The following is a 19,739-nucleotide window of genomic DNA, read 5'->3' as shown; positions in this document are numbered from 1 at the left end:
TATGTTCTTAAACGTATTATTTGATAATTTCTTGAATTTCTGTTATGAATCTTTCAGCAAGTGCATCCGCATTTTCTTGACTGTTGCTTTCTGTATAAATTCTGATAATCGGCTCTGTATTCGATTTACGTAAATGAACCCATTGTTTTTCGAAATCAATTTTTACACCGTCAATTGTATTAACGTTTTCATTTTGATATTTTAACGTCATTTTCTCTAAAACATCATCAACATCAATTTGTGGCGTTAATTGAATTTTATTTTTGCTCATAAAATAACTTGGATACGAATCTCTTAATGCTGAACAAGACATTTTCTTTTTCGCTAAATGCGATAAAAACAAGGCAACACCAACTAAAGAATCACGCCCGTAATGAGATGCAGGATAAATAATCCCTCCATTTCCTTCACCACCGATTACTGTACCGGTATCTTTCATCATTTGAACTACATTTACTTCACCTACTGCTGAAGCGGTGTAAGTTCCACCATGTTTTTCAGTAACATCACGCAAAGCTCTTGATGATGATAAATTAGAAACAGTATTTCCTCCTTTTAATTTACCTAATACATAATCTGCACAAGCAACTAACGTATATTCTTCCCCAAACATAGAACCATCTTCTGATATTAAAGCTAAACGGTCAACATCAGGATCCACAACAATTCCTAAATCGGCTTTCTTTTTAACTACTAATTTAGAGATATCAGTTAAATTCTCTTTTAAAGGTTCAGGATTATGAGGGAAATCACCATTTGGTTCACAATATAATTCGATACATTTAACGCCTAATTCTTTTAATAAAGCAGGAATAAAAATTCCTCCAGTAGAATTAACCCCATCAACCACCACTTTAAATTTTGCTTTTTTAATAGCTTTTACATCGACTAAATCTAAGTTTAAAACTTCCTTGATATGTTTCTTTAAATAACGCTTATTCTTTCTGTAGCTTCCTAATTCATCAACCTGAGCAAACGTAAAATCTTCATTATCTGCTAAAGCTAAAATTTCTTCTCCATCAGCGCCGTTTAAGAATTCTCCTTTTTCATTTAATAACTTTAAAGCGTTCCATTGCTTCGGATTATGAGAAGCTGTTAAAATAATTCCTCCATGTGCTTTTTCTAAAGGAACAGCAATTTCCACCGTTGGTGTTGTAGATAAACCTAAATCAACAACATTAATACCCAAACCAACTAAAGTATTTGCTACTAAGTTGCTAATCATTTTCCCAGAGATACGAGCATCTCTACCAATAACAACTTTAATTTTCGTATTATTTTTTTGAGCTGTCGGGTTTCTTTTGATAATAAAAGCTCCGTAAGCTGCTGCAAATTTAACAGCGTCTAATGGCGTAAGATTTTCGCTAGGCTTTCCTCCTATTGTTCCTCTAATTCCTGATATCGATTTTATAAGTGTCATTATTTTTATTCTTTTAAATTTTAGTACAAATATAATGGTAATTTCATAAATTAATAAGAATAGGTTTGAATACATCTTCGATTTATGGATGTTTTTACTCTTCTATAAATTAGACCTCACAGGTTTTAAAAACCTGTGAGGTCTTGGTGTCAATAAGCATAAAAAAACCCGCTACTTTCGTAACGGGTTTTAATACTTAAAAATTTATAATGATAAAGAAATATTATTTCCCTTCCATTTTTCTTTTTAATTCAGCTAATCCACCAATATCTCCTAAAGTAGTTTTTTCTACGTCAGCAGCTTTTTTAGCAGCAGCCTTGATGTTTTTCTTTTCTTCTTCTTTGAAAAGAGAAGTATGAGAAACAACAATTCTTCTGTATTCTTTACTAAATTCAGTAACGATGAACTTTACAGCATCACCTTTTTCTAATTTAGAACCGTCTTCTTTTTCTAAGAAACGAGTTGGAGCGAAAGCTTCGATACCATCTGCAAAAGTTACAGTTGCACCTTTATCATTCTTTTCCTTGATAGAACCTTCGTGAGTAGATCCGATTGCATACGTAGCTTCATGAGCATCCCAAGGGTTATCTTGAGTTTGCTTATGACCTAAGTTTAACTTACGGTTCTCAACGTCTAATTCTAAAACTTGAACTTCTAATTTATCACCAACAGTAACAAAATCAGAAGGATGCTTAATTTTCTTAGTCCAAGATAAATCAGAGATATAAACTAATCCGTCAATTCCTTCTTCTAATTCAACAAACACACCAAAGTTAGTATAGTTACGTACCGTACCAGTATGCTTAGAGTTTACAGGGTACTTAGTAGTAATATCAGTCCAAGGATCTGGATGTAATTGCTTCATACCAAGAGACATTTTACGGTCTTCACGGTCTAAAGTTAAAATTTGAGCTTCAACCTCATCACCAACTTTTACGAAATCTTGCGCAGAACGTAAGTGAGTAGACCAAGACATTTCAGAAACGTGAATTAAACCTTCAACACCTTCTTCAACCTCAACAAATGCACCATAGTCAGCTAAAACAACTACTTTTCCTTTAACTTTATCACCAACTTTTAAATCAGTATTTAAAGCTTCCCAAGGATGAGAAGATAATTGTTTTAAACCTAATTGAATTCTAGATTTGTTATCATCAAAGTCTAAAATTACAACATTTAATTTCTGATCTAATTCAACAACCTCATTCGGGTGGTTAATACGAGACCAAGATAAATCAGTAATATGAACTAAACCGTCAACACCACCTAAATCAACAAAGACACCATAAGAAGTAATGTTTTTAACAACACCTTCTAATACTTGTCCTTTTTCTAATTGACCGATGATTTCTTTCTTCTGATCTTCTAAATCAGCTTCAATTAACGCTTTATGCGATACTACTACGTTTTTAAATTCGTGGTTGATTTTCACAACTTTGAATTCCATAGTTTTCTCTACATACTGATCGTAATCACGGATAGGCTTCACATCAATTTGAGATCCTGGTAAGAAAGCTTCAATACCGAATACATCAACGATCATACCTCCACGAGTTCTACACTTAACAAAACCGTTAACGATTTCACCAGTTTCATGTGCATTATTAACACGTTCCCATGCTTTAATAACACGTGCTTTTTTGTGAGATAATACTAATTGACCAGAAGCATCTTCTCTTTTGTCAACTAATACCTCAACACTATCTCCAAGTTTTAAACCTGGATTGTAACGGAATTCGTTTAAAGAAATAACTCCTTCAGATTTAGAGTTGATATCGATAATTGCATCTCTATCAGTAATTCTTGTAACGGTTCCTTCGATAACATCACGTTCGTTTACGAAACCTACTGTTCCTTCTAACGCTTTTTCGAATTCTTTTAATTTAGATTCATCAACTTCATCAATACCTTCTTCGTATTTATGCCAGTTAAATGTTGCTAAAAATTCTGCTGGGTTTACTGTTACTGCTTCAGCAGCTGTGTTTTTTTCTTCAGACATGTCTGAACTAGTTTTTGTATCTTTCTATTGATCAGATTCTTAGCGATACCAATATAAAAGAGAATTAAAATATAAATTTGTTTGCTACCTTTGTTAAATCTGTTCTCGTAAAAAGGCGTGCAAATTTACGATGTTTTATTTTAATAACCTATAATTAAGGGCTAATGTCTTTAATGTTTTGCTAATTCATCATAAAAACGAAGCTAAAAGTTACGTTTTTTTTTATCATTTATATAGTCCTATGCTATATTTACAGAACAGACACAATCACTTTAAAGGAAGGGTAATTAATAGTAATAAAACTCGAATATTATTTAAACGTTTACTTCTTTTATTTATTGTGATATTTCATATCTTTATTATGATATTCTTGTTTTAAGTAGCTTTTAATTGTCATTTTCAAAACACCCTCCCGAGGCTAGTTACGAATTTCGTAATGTTTTTATGTAACGTATGTTTTTGTAAATATGCCGAAGATGGATGGATATGCCCGAAGACGGATAGCAATCCGTCTCTACTTTACGGTTTTAAATACCTCATCCCAAAAAACAGTATAAAACCCATAATTATAATAGTTTAATTGATGATGTTTCTGATGAAAACGGTTTGTTGTGAATAAAGATTTTTTTGCTGTTTTTATATTCACATTCTTCTTTACATTTAAATGCGTGATTACGCCGTAAAGCCAGTTAAAAACAAGAAATACTATAAAGCTATATAGGTTAAATGAAAACACAATAGAAACGATTGTTAATAGCAAACCGAAAAACACTGCTTCCCAAAGCGACATATAATACAAACTCACCGCATTGAATCCAATACTATGTTCGTGATGTTTTGCGTGAAGCTTATTTAAGTAAGGTATATTATGAGAACACCAATGTAAAACATACATTAAAAAATCCATCAATATAAAAAGCGCTATAAAGGATATTAAAAAATTATCCGAAGAAAAAGTTATCATATCTATTTGCCATAATATATAACCAGGAATTGCAATAAGAATGTTTATCAATAATATTAGTAAAGAATAAAGCACTTCTTTTTTAGAAGTGCTTGTATGATGTTTATGTCGCTTATCCCAAACTTTACTTATAATGATATTAAACACATACCCTATTATATTTGCTGATATAAGTAATGAGAAAAATATAATAGGTTCTTTCATTATTTTTTAATTAATAATAATACTAAAAATAAAAAAAGGTAATGAAAGAATGAAATAAATAATAGTTTTTCGATATAGTTTAAAAAAAGTAACAATAATTATATATATGTATTCATCATCATATAAGATATCTACTTTATCTCCAATATTATATTTTTCATCTATAATACTCATTTCAATTTTTTTATGATTAGTATCAATACTTAATAAATATATAATACTATTATTTACTTTATCTTTATTATAATTTTTATAAATTGTTTTAATGTAATTAAAAATGGCTACAATTAATAAAAAGAAACCAAATAATATTGAAATATTATTAAATATAAAATTAAATAATTTTAGCATTGATATTTATAGTTTTATTTTCTGATAAACTGATAAAATTAAATTTTGAATTTGATCATCTAGATACTCTAAAACAGTATTTTGTGTTGTATTTGTAGTTTTATATATAACATGAACTTTATTGTAAAAAACAGGAGACATTGTTTGAACTGTAGCTACTATTTTTCTTACATAATCCTGTACATAAAGTTCATAACAATATTCATGATAATAGATTACAGAATCGTCATGAATATTTTCAGTTGTTTTTATATACTTACCAATCAGTATTGTTCCGTTTATAATGGTATCGTAATCTTCATTTATTGTATTGTAATTATATATGAAGATAAATAAAAAAGGAAATATTAAACTTATAACAGGTATAGATTTATTGTTTTCGCTAAAAATATCAGGATTTAACCAGTAAATATTAATTTTATATACTTCTCCGACTTTAAATTCTTTCTGATGATATATATATTCTTTTTCATAAGTTTTATATAATGTATTTTCATAAGTTATTTCATTATAAATATATTGATAATCAATTTCTTGAGAAATTAACTCTTTAGATTTAGAGTAGGTATTATTTACTGTAATTATTCTAGAATTTATTTTTACTGTTTTATTTGATATAAAATAGTGAAAATAACTAACTAAAAATAGTGTAATAAGTATATTTAAAAAAACTGTTCTCTTTTTTAAAAGTTGTTTCAGTTGTTTTTTCTTTTTTAAACTTAGAAATAGTCTTTGCTCTTGAAAAACATAAATTATTATTCAGTTTCAATAATACTAACTTTAAACAGATTATCAAAAATATCAAAAACTATTTGTGCGTCTTTTTTACGAACCGATATTATATATTGACAATCCATTTCTAGTTTTTGCGCTGTGATGTTTAAATTTCGTTCTTTAACAACACGTTGAACTTTATTCATCATATCGTAACCGAAATTCAATTGATAATCAATATCGATTGTTTTTTCTTTGATATCAGCAATTTCTAACGCCATTTTTGCTGAGGTTCTGTAGGCGTTTATCAATCCGCCAACGCCTAGCTTTGTTCCACCGAAATAACGCACCGATACAATTAATATATTGGTAACATCAAAAGCCTGAATCTGCCCGTAAATTGGCATTCCTGCCGAATTACTTGGCTCGCCGTCGTCGTTTGCTCTAAAACGTGTTTTTTCGGCTTCAATTCCAAATTGCCAAGCGTAACAAAAATGACGTGCGGTATGATGTTTTTTTCGTAATCCCTCTATGGCTTCTTTTACTTGTTCTTCTGATGATACAGGAAAAGCATATCCGAAGAATTTACTATTTCTATCTTTAAAAAGAGTTTCTTCGGATAAAACATCAATAGTTTTATAGGTATCTTTTATTTCGTCTGTATTTATATCACTCATAATTTTATTTTCTACTGCTTTACTCCTTCTTATTCTTATATTTTTGTCGTTTATGCCGTTATGCCGATGCGACTACTAAAATACTAATTACAGCCAACCCGATACCTATCCAGTTCTTTTTAACGAGTTTTTCTTTAAAGAACAGCAATGCGAAAATAGTTGTTAAAATAACAACCGATACATTGTTTATGGTAAATAATGTTGAACTTTCTAAGCCTTCTGTTTTTAGGGCTTTTATTAAAAATGCCATCGAATAATAATTAGGTATTCCTAAAACAATTCCGCCAATAATATTTTTAATAATTTGTTTCCCTTCTTCTTGTTTTCTTTGGATGCTTTTTATTTTTTTATCTAAAATTGAAGCTTTTAAAACTTGTAAAGCCATAAAAAAACATCCGAAGATAAAAGCACCGCCAAAAATAGTGGCTAAAAACATTGGGATAGCACTTTTAGAAACATAGGAAGTTTCTATGTATTTTAATAAAGTGTCAATACATCCCGAACCTAAAAACAACAAAATCGGATATTTTAAGTCTTTTAAATTTACCGAAGCGGTATCGCTTTTTGCCGATGCTAAATACACCGATGCTAAGGCTAGTAAAACGCCTATTACTTTAATAAAACCAATACTTTCATCGTATAGAAACACGCCGAAAACAATAGGAATTACCACGGACATCTTCCCTGCGACCGAGGCAACGGCTAAGCCGTTTTTTTGGGCGGTTATTCCCATTACATTAAATATTGCGATAAATAATATTCCTAAAATAAACGCACCAATAAACCATGATTGCTGAGGTATTTGCAAAAGAGTTGTACTGGTTTCTGAATTATAAAACCCGAATAAAAATGCGATTAAATAATTGACAACAATTGCCTGTGCGGTGTTTATTTTAAAAGTTGCAAACAATTTGAAAATTACAAATAATGAACTTGCAATTAAAATACTGATAATAAGGTAGATCATTTTTTTATTAGTAGATAATAGATAGAATATTAGAATCTGGTGACTGGTGAACTCATGATGAATTTATTTCAGTAGCGCATCAAAAGGAGAATTTAATAACGAAACTACATCTTCTTTGCCTGGCGTTAAATTCCAAACGTTAATCCCTAATTTTTTAGCTGAATCGGTATTTTCTTTTAAATCATCTACAAAAAGCGTTTCCGAAGCTATTAAATTATTTTCATTTAACACAAACTCGTAAATAGTAGCGTTTGGTTTTCTAAAATTTATTTCATGCGACAAATAAAATTGTTCAAAGCAGTTTTTAAACTCTTGATACAATTCCGCACCCCAATTATTTTGAATCCATGAAATATGTAAATCGTTGGTGTTGCTTAATAAAAACAAGCGGTATTTTTTTGATGCCGCTAATTCTTTTAAAAACGCCAATCTATTTTTTGGGAAATCTAACAAAATAGCATTCCAGGCGTTTACCAAATCGGCAGGGCTTATCTGCGGAAATTTCGTTTGATAAAAAGCAATAAACTCATCCGTAGAAATTAAACCCATTTCATAACGGTAATAGGTTTGCATCATATCTTCAGAAAAACTTGTAACCCCAAGTTTCGCCATTTCTTTGTGTGTTGCTTGTTTGTCTAGGTTGATGAAAATATCACCAAAATCGAAAATTATATTTTTTATGGTATTCATTTTATATGTGTATAATGTTTATTTTATATTTATAATGTAGAGACGCGATTTATCGCGTCTTCTTTTTTTTTGGTATATGTATTTATCGCGTTTTTTGTGTGTTTTCAAAAGTTTTCAAAACATCGCTTGCGATGTTTTGTTTTTTTAGCAGTATTTTTTCTGCGGATAACCTAGGCGCTTCCACCCCATTTTTAAAAGATGTTCCGCCTACAAAAACCTGTGCTTCATCCCATAAATTGGCATCAATAAAAGTTTGCAGCATTTGCGCTCCTCCTTCAATTAAAACCGATTGAATTTGATGTTTTTGTAAAACGCTACATATTTGTTCCGCTACGCGGGATGAAAAATCAATTTTTTCTAAAACCTCAACTTGCTCTTTTACTTTATTTACTTTTGTTGCTTTATCTACCAAAACAAGTGTTTTTACTTTTTCATCAAAAACCGTTAAATTCGATGGAATTCGTAAATTTTTATCCAATACAATTCGCACAGGATTATTTCCAGCCCAATGCCTAACATCTAAAGACGGATTATCGGCAATAACCGTATTTGTTCCTACCAAAATTGCTTGTTCTTGGCTTCGTATTTTATGTACCAATTGTTGCGAATAGCTATTAGAAATCCAAACAGGTTGCTGTGCATCTCTTTTTAGCGGAGCGATAAAACCATCGGCAGTTTCTGCCCATTTTAATACAATAAACGGGCGTTTTTTATTTTGAACCGTAAAAAATCGTTTATGATGTTTTTTACATTCATCTTCTAAAACACCAACAGTTACGTTAATTCCTGCGTTTTGCAAACGTTCGATGCCTTTTCCTGCAACTAAACTATTAGTATCAACACAACCGATCACAACTTTAGCAATTTGATGTTTTACAATTAAATCGGCACAAGGCGGTGTTTTTCCAAAATGCGCACAAGGTTCTAGGGTTACATAAATAGTCGCCTCTTTTAAAAGCGTTTTATCTTTTACCGAATTTATAGCATTTACCTCCGCATGATTTGCGCCGTAGGCGCTTGTAAACCCCTCGCCTATAATGGTGTTTTTATAAACGACAACTGCCCCAACTGACGGATTTGGGCGTGCAGTTCCAATACCATTTTTAGCGAGCTGTAAACAGCGTTTTATATATTTTTCGTTTTCGGTGATTTCTGTGGTGTTTTGGTTTTGTTGTTGTATCAAAATTTAATAAATAAGTTTTAAAAGTTAAAAGTTGATTTTAATTTCTTCGGTTTTATCGATAGTATATATGTGAGAAAAACCTAAAACCTTGTAACGTAAATCGCCTTTAAACTGCACTTTTACGCTTTTATTTAATAGCGAATTTAACAAACCGCCTAAAATTCCGTTTTTATTGTTTTGGAATACTTCTTTCGTTGAAATTGCTACTTTTAAAGGAATTGCAAATTCTTTACGTGCAGGGACTTTAAATTCTTCGGAGCAAACATGTGCTAATTGCGTTCCGTTTACCAATACTTTAATTTTATCTGTGGATAATTTTCCGCCAATATCATTTGGATTCTTAAAAAAAGCATTGGCTTTTAATCGAATAGTATCCGAAGCAATTGAAAGCACTTTAATATCATCAATTTTTAAAAACAGCGGCTTTTTTTTAATAGCACAGCTTGTAATACAGAAACTACTTATTACGATACTTGTGAAAAATATAAATTTATTCATTTTGATTTTCTTTTTATTATTTCACAAAAATAAGTTTCTTTGCTTTAATTGAATCTGCGAAGCAGAATTTATTTTGTTTCTGATAAAGATGAGGTTTTTTACTTTTTGTTTATCGCTAACCAACTAACCAAGCATCTTCATTTTTTAATAAGATTCTTTACTCTTTTATCCTTTAAAATAATTTAATGAAATTACACGATTTAAAAATTGATTTTACAGCGCAATTATCTGAAATTTATCCGCAAACGGAAATTGATACTTTTTTCTTTTATCTGATAGAAGAATATTTAGATTTTCAACGAATAGATGTATTGATGAAAGCTGATTTTGAAATTACCGATTCAAAACAAATTTTATTTAACAGCGCTATTCAACGATTAAAAAAACAAGAACCGATTCAATATATTTTAGGAAACACTGAATTTTATGGATTTCCTTTTTTGGTGAATAAAAACACATTAATTCCTCGCCCAGAAACCGAGCAATTAGTCGAATGGATTTTAGAAGAGATTTCTGATATTAAAAACTCACAACATGATGAGGTTTTAAAACCCCGTAGTATTTTAGAAATTGGCACAGGAACGGGTTGCATTCCTATCAGTTTAAAAAAGCATTTAGCTGATTTTGATATTTCAGCAATTGATGTTTCTAAAGAAGCTTTAAAAATTGCCAAAGAAAATGCAAAACAAAATTCTGTTGAAATTAATTTTATCGCCCAAGATATTTTAAAAGCAGATACTTTGAATTTCATTTCTTCTTCTAATTCAAGCGATATCCATTTTGATATTATTGTTTCGAATCCGCCTTATGTTCGAGAATTGGAAAAGGCAGAAATCAAAAATAATGTATTAGAAAACGAACCGCATTTGGCGTTGTTTGTTTCAGATGATAATCCTCTTATCTTCTACAATAAAATTGCCGATTTAGCAAAACTACATTTAACTAAAAATGGATTGTTGTTTTTTGAAATTAATCAATATTTAGCCAAAGAAACTGTAGCGATGTTAGCTGAAAAAGGGTTTAAGAATATCGAACTTAAAAAAGATTTTGTAGGAAACGACAGAATGATAAAAGCAAGTCTTTTTTAATAGTCGATTTTAATTTTTAATCCGAGTCTGTCAAATCGAAAACATCAAATCAAACTGTCTGAATCGAACTCCGTCTGAATCTCCGTCTGAATCTCCGTCTCGAAGAACTACGTCAAGCTGAATTTATTTCAGCTTCGCATCCTGATTTGCCATAGATAGGTTTTTAGTTTAACTTTTTGATATCACATAAAAAAAACGAGTATCCTTTTTGAGGATACTCGTTTTTAATTTTTAACTTGAAAAAATTAAAAGAAAGAAGTTTTTACTACTTTCTTTTATTAAAAGTATAAGTAAATCCAAAGTTAAATCCCCAAGAAGAATAAGGAACCGTTTGTGATAATTGCTTTGTCGCTAAAGGATTTTGTTGTGCTTGTGCATTTTCAACTAAAGTTAATGAATCTTCGTAAGAAATTTTATCATTAATTAAAGGCGATAATGCTCCTAAACCTGTTCCAACTGTTTTTAATAATGCCTCTCTAGAAACATTATTACCATTTAAAGTTGCTGAAAAATCACCTATTTCAGACGTATTTCTAGTAACGCTTATCCCTAAGTATTCCGCTTCTGCAAAAACTGATAAATTTTTAAGAATTTCATGCTTATAACCAATTGCACCAATAAATCCTAAAGGAAACTTCCCTTTAAAATCTCTAGTAAAATCAATCTCTAAAGGAATTGTTGTTCCTACTGGAGTTGGTAAAGCTGTTTTAACCTTTCCTACAACTTCTGTTTTTCCACCAATTTTAGTTAACACTCCTGCACGTCCGTAAAAATGCTCTGTAATGTTATATACTGTTGATAAAGACAAACCGAAAGCTCTACCTCTAGCTTTTACATCAACATAAGGTTGTCCTGGTATCTCAACAAGCATTGCTGTTTGATCTGCGCCATGTAAATACCCTGCTGCTGCTTCAATTCCCCATTTATCATTAAAGAAATAACCCGCTCTAACCTGTGTATGTGTTCCTTCTCCGTAACTTCCGTAGGTGTTCTCTACACCGCTAAGAGTTGTTTTAGTACCCATTTTTGACTCAACTGCCTTAAAAGAATATCCACTACTTGCTGATACATAAACTTGTGCACTTGCTGAAAGCGATGCGAACATTATAATTGCTGCTAAAATTTTTTTATTCATGTTTTTGTTTTTTATATAATATTATAAATAATAGGGTAAAACTATAAAATAAAATGGATAGATAACAATATTTATTAAAAATATCCCTCTTTTTTTTTATTTTCGCATTTTTAATGCTTTAAAAAAGTTAAAACACAAAAATTATTGAATACTACAATCTTACATGAAAATGTACAGCAATTTATAAGCGAAAATTTACAGTCAAATATTACCAAACTAATTTTAAAAGGTAGCCCGTTTAAAAATGTTACAATACAAGAGTTATCTAATCAGATTGTTAGCAAAATAAAGGCCAAGGATAAACTGCCTAATTGGTTTTTAACAAATCACATTTATTACCCTGCTAAAATTAGTATTGAGCAAACTTCTTCTGAAGAAACCGCTATTTATAAAAAGAATTTATTGACTGGCTTATTAAGTAAATCGAGTGCCCAATTATTAATTGATATTACTGGTGGCTTTGGTGTTGATGCTTTTTATTTTTCAAAATATTTTAAGCAAGTTATTCATGCTGAAATTAACAAAGAACTTTCTAAAATAGTTACTTATAACTACCAGCAATTAGCGGTTAAAAATATTCAAACAGTTGCCACAAATGGCTTGGATTATTTAAAAGAAACCTCACAAAAATTTGATTGTATTTACATAGACCCTTCTCGTAGAGATGATGTTAAAGGAAAGGTTTTTTTATTAAAAGATTGCCTGCCAAACGTACCTGAAAATATTGATTTTTTATTTACAAAATCAGATGTTATATTAATTAAAAACTCACCAATGCTCGATATTAAAGCAACCTTAAACGAGTTGAAATTTGTTAAAGAAATTCATGTTGTTGCGGTAAATAACGAAGTAAAAGAATTGCTTTTTTTACTAAATTCAAAATCTAATCAATCAATTGAGATAAAAACAGTTAATATACTGAGAAATAGCACTCAAGAGTTTATTTTTTTATCAAATGAAAAACATAAAACAACCTATAGTAATCCTTTAGATTACCTGTATGAACCTAATGCTGCAATTTTAAAATCAGGAGGTTTTAATGAAGTGTCAAAAGCATATAATATAGCTAAATTACAGCAGCACTCACATCTCTATACCTCTAAAGAAATACTTGTTGATTTTCCAGGAAGAGTGTTTAAAGTTATCGCTGTTTATCCGTATAATAAGAAAAAAATAAAAAAGGAATTAACCATGTTAAAAGCGAATATTACTACCCGAAACTTTCCAAAAACAGTTGCGCAAATAAGAGCTGAAACAAAATTAAAAGATGGTGGTGATGTCTATTTATTTTTCACAACAAATAACAGTAATGAACGCATTGTAATTCAGTGTTCCAAAACAGTATAAAACACAGCTGTTGATTCTTTTTTTTACGTACTTTTGCTTTTACATGAAACTTTTACATGAAAAAATCCAATGTTTACGAATCTATAAAATTATCAAAGAATAACGCTTTAAAAGTAGCAGATACAATTCTTGTTGAAGCGGCGCTTCAAATTAATATCAATAATGAATCATACACCGTTGTAATGAGAACCCCGGGTGATGATAATCAATTAATTAGAGGGCTTTTATATGCGGAAGATATCTACAAAAGCGAAGAAGCTTTATCAATCAATACTATTGAGGTAAATACCGATGAATCTACTATTTTAAACGTTACAATTCCGAAGGATAAATTAAGGAAGGGATACTTGAATAAACGTACCCTTTTATCTGTTTCTTCCTGTGGAATTTGCGGAAAAACAGCGCTAAAAGACTTAAAAATAACGGGAGAATCACTTTCTTCTAAAAATACAGCTATAAATAAAGTAGCGAAAGAGGATCATAAATCGGCAGTAAACAAAGCAATAAACAGTATATTTGATATGTTTATTAAAATGACTGATTTACAGTTTTTATTCAAAGAAACAGGCGGTAGTCATGCCTGCGCATTGTTTAATAACAAAAAAGAACTTTTAACTATTAAAGAAGATATTGGTAGGCATAATGCAGTTGATAAGTGCATTGGTGATTTAATTGAAAAACAACAGCTAAAGCAAGTAAGTTATATGCTTGTTAGCGGACGTGTTTCGTATGAAATTGTTTCAAAAGCTTTTTTTGCGAAAATTCGTATTATCATTGCTGTTTCCGCCTGTTCTTCTTTGGCGGTTGATTTTGCTAAAGAATTTGGCATTTGTTTAATTGGTTTTAGTCGAAATGATAAAATGACCGTTTACGCAAACCCTCAACATATAAATTTATGAGTAATCAAAAACAACAGGAAAAGACTGTAAAAGCACAGCCTCCTGAAAATTTAACAGGAATAAAACTTATTGAAATACCTACAAAAGCCGTAGGAACAAAGGCAATAAAATCGGCATTAAGTCATGTTTTTTCCGAAACAGGTATTATAAAAGGGATTCAATTATTAAAAAACATCAATCAATTAGATGGTTTTGACTGTCCTGGTTGTGCATGGCCTGACCCTGATCAAAAAAGAGCCTTTTTAGCTGAATATTGCGAAAATGGCGCCAAAGCAATTGCTGAAGAAGCTACAACAAATAGAGTTTCTCCCTTGTTTTTTGCAACACATACGGTTCAAGAACTTTCAGAATGGTCAGATTATGATATCGGAAAAAGCGGACGTATTACACATCCGATGATTTTACGAGAAGGAAGCAATAATTACGAAGAAATTTCATGGGAAAATGCTTTTAAACTTATTGGAAATGAGTTAAATGGCTTAAAAAACCCTGATGAAGCTATTTTTTATACCTCAGGAAGAACAAGTAATGAAGCAGCGTTTTTATATCAATTATTTGTTCGGAAATTTGGAACAAATAACCTACCAGACTGTTCAAATATGTGTCATGAAAGTAGCGGTAGCGGACTTTCTCAAACACTAGGTATAGGTAAAGGATCGGTTACGTTAGATGACTTTAACCATGCTGACTTAGTGGTAGTTATAGGTCAAAACCCAGGGACAAATCATCCTAGGATGTTAACGGCTTTGAAAAATACAAAGCAAAATGGTGGTAAAATACTAACTATAAACCCGTTACCTGAAGTTGGTTTAATGAAATATGTAGATCCTCAAAACCCTTTAAAGTGGCTTGGCGATGGTGATGTACTAACAGACCTATTTTTACAGGTTAAAATAAATGGTGATGTTGCTTTGCTAAAAATCATCTTAAAATTGATGAAAAATCAAGAACAAGAAAAAGGTGGCGTTTTTAATCATCAATTTATAAAAGAAAAAACACATGGTTTAGATGATTTTTTAATCGATTTAGATACTTATACTATTGCGGAATTATTACCGCAAACGGGCTTATCTTTAGAGATAATTAAACAAGCAGCACAAATGATTATCAATAATGATAAGATAATTATCTGTTGGGCAATGGGATTAACTCAGCATAAAAATGGTGTTGATAATATTCGTGAAGTTGTAAACTTGCTGCTTTTAAAAGGAAGCATTGGTAAAAAAGGCGCAGGAACTTGCCCTGTTCGAGGACATTCGAATGTACAAGGAGACCGAACTATGGGGATTTGGGAAAAGCCAAAAGATAGTTTTTTAGATAGTCTAGAGAAAGAATTTCAATTTCAAGCTCCACGTAAACATGGCTATGATGTTGTAGCTGCGATTGAAGCAATGTATGCTAAAAAAGCAAGTGTTTTTGTAGGGATGGGTGGTAATTTTATTTCTGCAACTCCCGATACTGAATACACTGCTAAAGCATTAAAAAACTGCAATTTAACGGTTCAAATTTCTACAAAATTAAATAGAAGTCATTTAATTCATGGAAAACAAGCGTTGATTCTTCCGTGTTTAGGACGTTCTGAAAAAGACATTCAAAAAACTGGAGATCAATTTATTACCGTAGAAAATTCTATGGGAGTTGTGCATCAGTCTAACGGGCATTTATCACCTAGTTCTGATCACTTATTAAGCGAACCAGCTATTGTTGCTGGTATGGCCAAAGCAACTTTAAAAAACACTAAAATTGATTGGGAATTACTTGTTTCAAATTACGATTTAATCCGTAATAAAATTGAAGCAACCATTCCTGGTTTCAATAATTATAACGAAAAAGTTCGGGTAAAAGGAGGTTTTTATTTACCTAACAATGCTAGAGATAACAACTACGCTCCTACTTTAACAGGAAAAGCAAACTTCTCTACAAATTTACCTTCGGATGTTGTTTTAGAAGAAAATCAATTTATGATGATGACCATTCGAACCCACGATCAATACAACACAACTATTTATGGTTTAAACGATAGATATAGAGGTGTTTTAAACGAGCGAAGAGTTATTTTTATGAATCCTGAAGATATGAAAGCTCAAGGGTTGTCAAAATTAGATAAAGTAAATTTAACAAGTCATTTTCAAGGAGAAAAAAGAAGTGCTTCGGGATTTTTAGTGGTTCCTTATAGTATTCCAAAACAATGTACCGCTACTTATTTTCCTGAAGCAAATGTATTGGTTCCTCTTAAAAGTAAAGCCAGAATTAGCCATACGCCAGCTTCTAAAACAGTGATTATTACCCTACTAAAACACGAGTAAGAAAAAGAATTGTATTTTAGTCGAATATTTTTAATTAACACGTAAATCAACATATAATTATGCCTTTTATAGAAGAAGAAAATCTTACATTAATGCAGGAAGACTTAGACAACGCTAGGTTAAAAAGAGAAAATGCCGAAGATGAATTAGGTGAAATACAAGAAAAACTTACTTCTTTTCAGAAAAAATCTAGAATTACAGCAATCTTATTAGGCTTGCTTTTAGGAATATCATTAGGAGCTTGTTATTATTTTTACACGAGTGCTACACAAGTACCTACTTTTTCAGAAGCGGATATTGCAGCTATAAAAAGCAAGGAAAATACCCGTGTTTTAGACAGTATTAATATCGCAACTATTACTGCAATGTCTTTAGATAATACTCAAAATGAAAGTTCAGATTCGAGGATAGGTTCAGGAAATTTAGACGAAGTTGTTAATGAGGTAAAGAATAATACAGCTGGTGAAACAATCTATTCTGTTCAGGTAGGAGTCTTTTATAATAAGAAAAAATTTCCTTTATTATCTTCTAAAACAATACCTGCAATAATCACTTCTGAAGATGATTATTTTAAATATTCATTAGGTTTATTTACTACATTAAGTCAAGCTAAAAAATTTAAAAAAGAATTAATAAAACTTGGGTTTAAAGATGCTTTTGTAGCTTCTTATATTGATGGAAAACGTCAAAAAATACACGATTAAACAGTTCTTAACATAAACTAAACAGCTAAAAAATATATTATTAATGTTATTTAAAATTACTAAACAAACACTTATAGTTTTTTTTACTATGAGTGTTTGTTTTTACGTCCAACATGTTCAGGGTCAAGAACAAGTTGAAAATAAAACAGCTAAAAAAGAAACTAAAATAGCCTTTGGGCAGTTAGATTTTTTAGATATAAAAATGCCTGGTAATGAAAAAAACATGGGCTTTACAGGAATTCATTATAATTTAAAAATAAATGATTGGAGCTATGCAGGTATAGGTATTTATAGTGCTATAACCGGAATTCGTGGTGGTTTTTTTACCTTAGGTATTAATGCTGGTGTACAGCAAAAAATCACCGAAAAACTATTTATTGATACCGGTTTTCATTTTGGCGGTGGTGGTGGTGCATCAGCTCCTGATGGCGGTGGTGCATTTATTTTACCACACTTAAATGCAGGGTGTAATTTTAAGTATTTTTCAACAACTGCAGGGTATAGTTTTATCAATTTCTTTGACAAAGGAGCTATTAAAAGCCAGCAATTTAATGTTGCTATTCAAATACCTTTATCGTTTGATACAGCAACTAATTTTAAAGAAAATGAAGAATATAAAGGCTCTTTTAAGCTTGATGCCTTAATTAAAAATAGCGACTGGAATACCCCTAGTAATACTATTTCACTGCTTGTTCATTTAAATAATTTAGATGTAAAAAAAGGAAGTTACAAAGGAAAAACAATGCGATTAGCAGGTTTTGAATTGAATTCTTATTTAAACAAAAACATGTTCTTTTTTGTAAAAGCAGACGGTGCTTATCATGGAATTAAAGCTGGATATATGGATGTATTTATAGGAGCAGGTTATCATGCAAGTCTATATAAAAACCGTACAAATATCTTAGCTAAATTTGGTGTTGGAGCTGGTGGTGGCGGTGGTGTTGATACTAAAGGAGGGTTTTTAATATACCCTGATTTATCTATTGAGCAAAAAATATTTGACAACACATATATATCGATTAATAAAGGTTTTTTAATGAGTCCTGATGCTCATTTTAGCTCTTCAACTTTAGGTTTTGGATTGAAATATTACCTTGATAAAGATGGTATTTCATCTACTGAAAAAACCTTTTCAAGGGGGAAGTTTAAAGATCTAGAAGTAATTTTAAAACATGATTTATACCCAAATGCTAAAAGAGATAATAAAGGTGGGTTTTCTCAAAACATGCATCAAATTTCGTTACAAATTAACTTATTCTTAAATAAACATGTGTATGTAAGCGGGCAAACTTCATTTGCTGATTTTGGAGGTGCGGGTGCTTATGCCGAGGGTATTGTTGGTATAGGATTTCAATCAACTACATTTTTTAAGAACACAACATCGGTATTTACACAGCTTTTAGCAGGTGCTGCTGGTGGTGGTGGAATTAGCACAGGGCAAGGTTTAATTGTAAAGCCAAGCATAGGGCTTAATTATAAACTAACCGATAAATTAAACATTCGTGGAGGTTTAGGGTATGTAAAAGCTAGAGGAGGAAACTTAAGTAACACCTATTTTAATTTAGGAATTAACTACCATTTTTCATTTTTAAGCCTTCGTTAAATTGGTTTAAAATACTTTTAAAAGAAATAAAACAGCATAAAAACAACCCCTATTAAAGTGAATTTTTTCAAACTTTATAGGGGTTTTTGAGTTTTTACAACTTAGTAAAATAGCTTATTCGATACTTAAAAACAGATACAATACAACGTTATTACAACAATTACGAAGACAATTATTTGTTTAAAAATCTTAAAAAAAATCGATTTTTATTGCCTGTTTTAAAAGGTAAATAAGTGGTTTTTTATGCTTGAAACAGCTATTATAAAATATAAAAACAGGTCTTTTTCTGAGGATTAATTAGCAAAAAAACACCTTGTAAAAGATTAACTTTATTTTATAGATTACATTTTTTCTTTCTTTTTATTAGGGTTTTTAGATATTATTTTCACTTTGTAAATGCTTTTTTTCACAAAAAAAACACTCTTATATTGGTTAAAATTCTTCTTTAGAAGTATAATATGTCCTTTGTTAATTTTTAATTTTAGCAGTTTTTAAGCAATTTTCAACGTAAAATAGCCCTACTTCCCTACTTAAATTAAAAGTAAAAAAGAAGTTAAGTTTCTGTTTAAAAAATTAAATAAAGACCAGATTTTCGTCATGATAAAGGTGAATTTATTTCAGTATCACATAATAACTACGGCAAAATTAGGATGAGAATCTAAAACAAATACCTTTAACAATTCCTTTAATGGATTGTTTTTTTATTTAGTTATTAAATGTTTTTAAAGAAATTTAAACCAGTGCTATAATTATTATGTTAGTGTTCAAACGAATTTTTAAAACACTAGGTTTACTTACTATTTTTTATATTGAATTTATTTTATCACAAAACACAAGAGTACGAGCTAAAAATTGTAGTGTAGCCAAATGAAGCGTGAAGAACCAAAAACTCCGTTTAGAGCCTGTTTAAATTTTATTCAATAAAAGTTTTATGGCGGATAATTTGGTTATATTTTCGGAAGATTCCATTAATAATTCATAGTTTCGACA

At 30.5% G+C, this 19,739-nt stretch carries 16 protein-coding genes; 6 read left to right on the top strand and 10 right to left on the bottom strand.

All coding sequences use genetic code 11. The features are described 5' to 3' along the window. Nucleotides 1-16: 16 nt before the first annotated feature. From glmM to AQ1689_RS09460, 9 genes are all read right to left on the bottom strand, one after another. On the bottom strand, nucleotides 17-1,420 hold the full coding sequence (glmM, locus tag AQ1689_RS09500; protein ID WP_101955932.1) for a phosphoglucosamine mutase: 1,404 nt from the start codon (nucleotides 1,418-1,420) through the stop codon (nucleotides 17-19). A gap of 223 nt (nucleotides 1,421-1,643) precedes the next feature. Further along, a complete protein-coding gene (gene rpsA, locus AQ1689_RS09495) occupies nucleotides 1,644-3,419 on the bottom strand; it encodes a 30S ribosomal protein S1 (RefSeq protein WP_101915238.1) in 1,776 nt (591 codons plus the stop codon). 514 nt (nucleotides 3,420-3,933) lie between these two features. Then, nucleotides 3,934-4,587 (bottom strand): sterol desaturase family protein, encoded by a 654-nt coding sequence (locus AQ1689_RS09490; protein ID WP_101955931.1) that lies wholly within the window; start codon nucleotides 4,585-4,587, stop codon nucleotides 3,934-3,936. Nucleotides 4,588-4,593: 6 nt separating this feature from the next. Next, nucleotides 4,594-4,938 carry a hypothetical protein gene (locus AQ1689_RS09485; protein WP_101955930.1) on the bottom strand — a complete coding sequence of 115 codons (345 nt, stop codon included), beginning with the start codon at nucleotides 4,936-4,938 and terminating at the stop codon, nucleotides 4,594-4,596. 755 nt (nucleotides 4,939-5,693) lie between these two features. Further along, nucleotides 5,694-6,329 carry an IMPACT family protein gene (locus tag AQ1689_RS09480; protein ID WP_180947569.1) on the bottom strand — a complete coding sequence of 212 codons (636 nt, stop codon included), beginning with the start codon at nucleotides 6,327-6,329 and terminating at the stop codon, nucleotides 5,694-5,696. 58 nt (nucleotides 6,330-6,387) lie between these two features. Then, nucleotides 6,388-7,296 (bottom strand): EamA family transporter, encoded by a 909-nt coding sequence (locus AQ1689_RS09475; protein WP_101955929.1) that lies wholly within the window; start codon nucleotides 7,294-7,296, stop codon nucleotides 6,388-6,390. 63 nt (nucleotides 7,297-7,359) lie between these two features. Then, a complete protein-coding gene (locus AQ1689_RS09470; RefSeq protein ID WP_101955928.1) occupies nucleotides 7,360-7,986 on the bottom strand; it encodes an HAD-IA family hydrolase in 627 nt (208 codons plus the stop codon). 82 nt (nucleotides 7,987-8,068) lie between these two features. Continuing rightward, nucleotides 8,069-9,136 carry a bifunctional diaminohydroxyphosphoribosylaminopyrimidine deaminase/5-amino-6-(5-phosphoribosylamino)uracil reductase RibD gene (gene ribD / locus AQ1689_RS09465; RefSeq protein WP_101955969.1) on the bottom strand — a complete coding sequence of 356 codons (1,068 nt, stop codon included), beginning with the start codon at nucleotides 9,134-9,136 and terminating at the stop codon, nucleotides 8,069-8,071. Between the two features lie 57 nt (nucleotides 9,137-9,193). Beyond that, nucleotides 9,194-9,667, bottom strand: a complete 474-nt coding sequence (locus AQ1689_RS09460; protein ID WP_101955927.1) for an LEA type 2 family protein — start codon at nucleotides 9,665-9,667, stop codon at nucleotides 9,194-9,196. Nucleotides 9,668-9,852: 185 nt separating this feature from the next. Between AQ1689_RS09460 and prmC the strand changes: the two genes are divergently transcribed. Continuing rightward, the gene (gene prmC, locus AQ1689_RS09455; protein ID WP_101955926.1) at nucleotides 9,853-10,755 is read left to right on the top strand and encodes a peptide chain release factor N(5)-glutamine methyltransferase; all 903 of its coding nucleotides are present in this window, start codon (nucleotides 9,853-9,855) and stop codon (nucleotides 10,753-10,755) included. A 265-nt stretch (nucleotides 10,756-11,020) separates the two neighbouring features. Here prmC and AQ1689_RS09450 read toward each other — a convergent pair whose 3' ends face one another. After that, nucleotides 11,021-11,890, bottom strand: a complete 870-nt coding sequence (locus AQ1689_RS09450; protein ID WP_101915244.1) for an outer membrane beta-barrel protein — start codon at nucleotides 11,888-11,890, stop codon at nucleotides 11,021-11,023. A 144-nt stretch (nucleotides 11,891-12,034) separates the two neighbouring features. Between AQ1689_RS09450 and AQ1689_RS09445 the strand changes: the two genes are divergently transcribed. The 5 genes from AQ1689_RS09445 (at nucleotide 12,035) to AQ1689_RS09425 (ending at nucleotide 18,749) form a co-directional block, all read left to right on the top strand. Further along, nucleotides 12,035-13,237 carry a class I SAM-dependent methyltransferase gene (locus tag AQ1689_RS09445; protein ID WP_101915245.1) on the top strand — a complete coding sequence of 401 codons (1,203 nt, stop codon included), beginning with the start codon at nucleotides 12,035-12,037 and terminating at the stop codon, nucleotides 13,235-13,237. Nucleotides 13,238-13,293: 56 nt separating this feature from the next. Beyond that, the gene (gene fdhD, locus AQ1689_RS09440; protein WP_101915246.1) at nucleotides 13,294-14,136 is read left to right on the top strand and encodes a formate dehydrogenase accessory sulfurtransferase FdhD; all 843 of its coding nucleotides are present in this window, start codon (nucleotides 13,294-13,296) and stop codon (nucleotides 14,134-14,136) included. Continuing rightward, the gene (locus AQ1689_RS09435) at nucleotides 14,133-16,442 is read left to right on the top strand and encodes an FdhF/YdeP family oxidoreductase (protein WP_101955925.1); all 2,310 of its coding nucleotides are present in this window, start codon (nucleotides 14,133-14,135) and stop codon (nucleotides 16,440-16,442) included. The genes fdhD and AQ1689_RS09435 overlap by 4 nt, the downstream gene beginning before the upstream one ends. 59 nt (nucleotides 16,443-16,501) lie before the next feature. After that, complete coding sequence (locus tag AQ1689_RS09430; protein ID WP_101955924.1) at nucleotides 16,502-17,146, top strand: SPOR domain-containing protein; 645 nt, start codon at nucleotides 16,502-16,504, stop codon at nucleotides 17,144-17,146. 88 nt (nucleotides 17,147-17,234) lie between these two features. Beyond that, complete coding sequence (locus AQ1689_RS09425; RefSeq protein WP_101955968.1) at nucleotides 17,235-18,749, top strand: hypothetical protein; 1,515 nt, start codon at nucleotides 17,235-17,237, stop codon at nucleotides 18,747-18,749. The last annotated feature ends 990 nt before the right edge of the window (nucleotides 18,750-19,739 follow it).

It is taken from the genome of Tenacibaculum finnmarkense, assembly GCF_900239185.1.
Taxonomy (GTDB): domain Bacteria; phylum Bacteroidota; class Bacteroidia; order Flavobacteriales; family Flavobacteriaceae; genus Polaribacter; species Polaribacter finnmarkensis.
The sequence above is the reverse complement of the archived record's forward strand: the minus strand, read 5'-3'. Positions and strand labels throughout refer to the sequence as shown.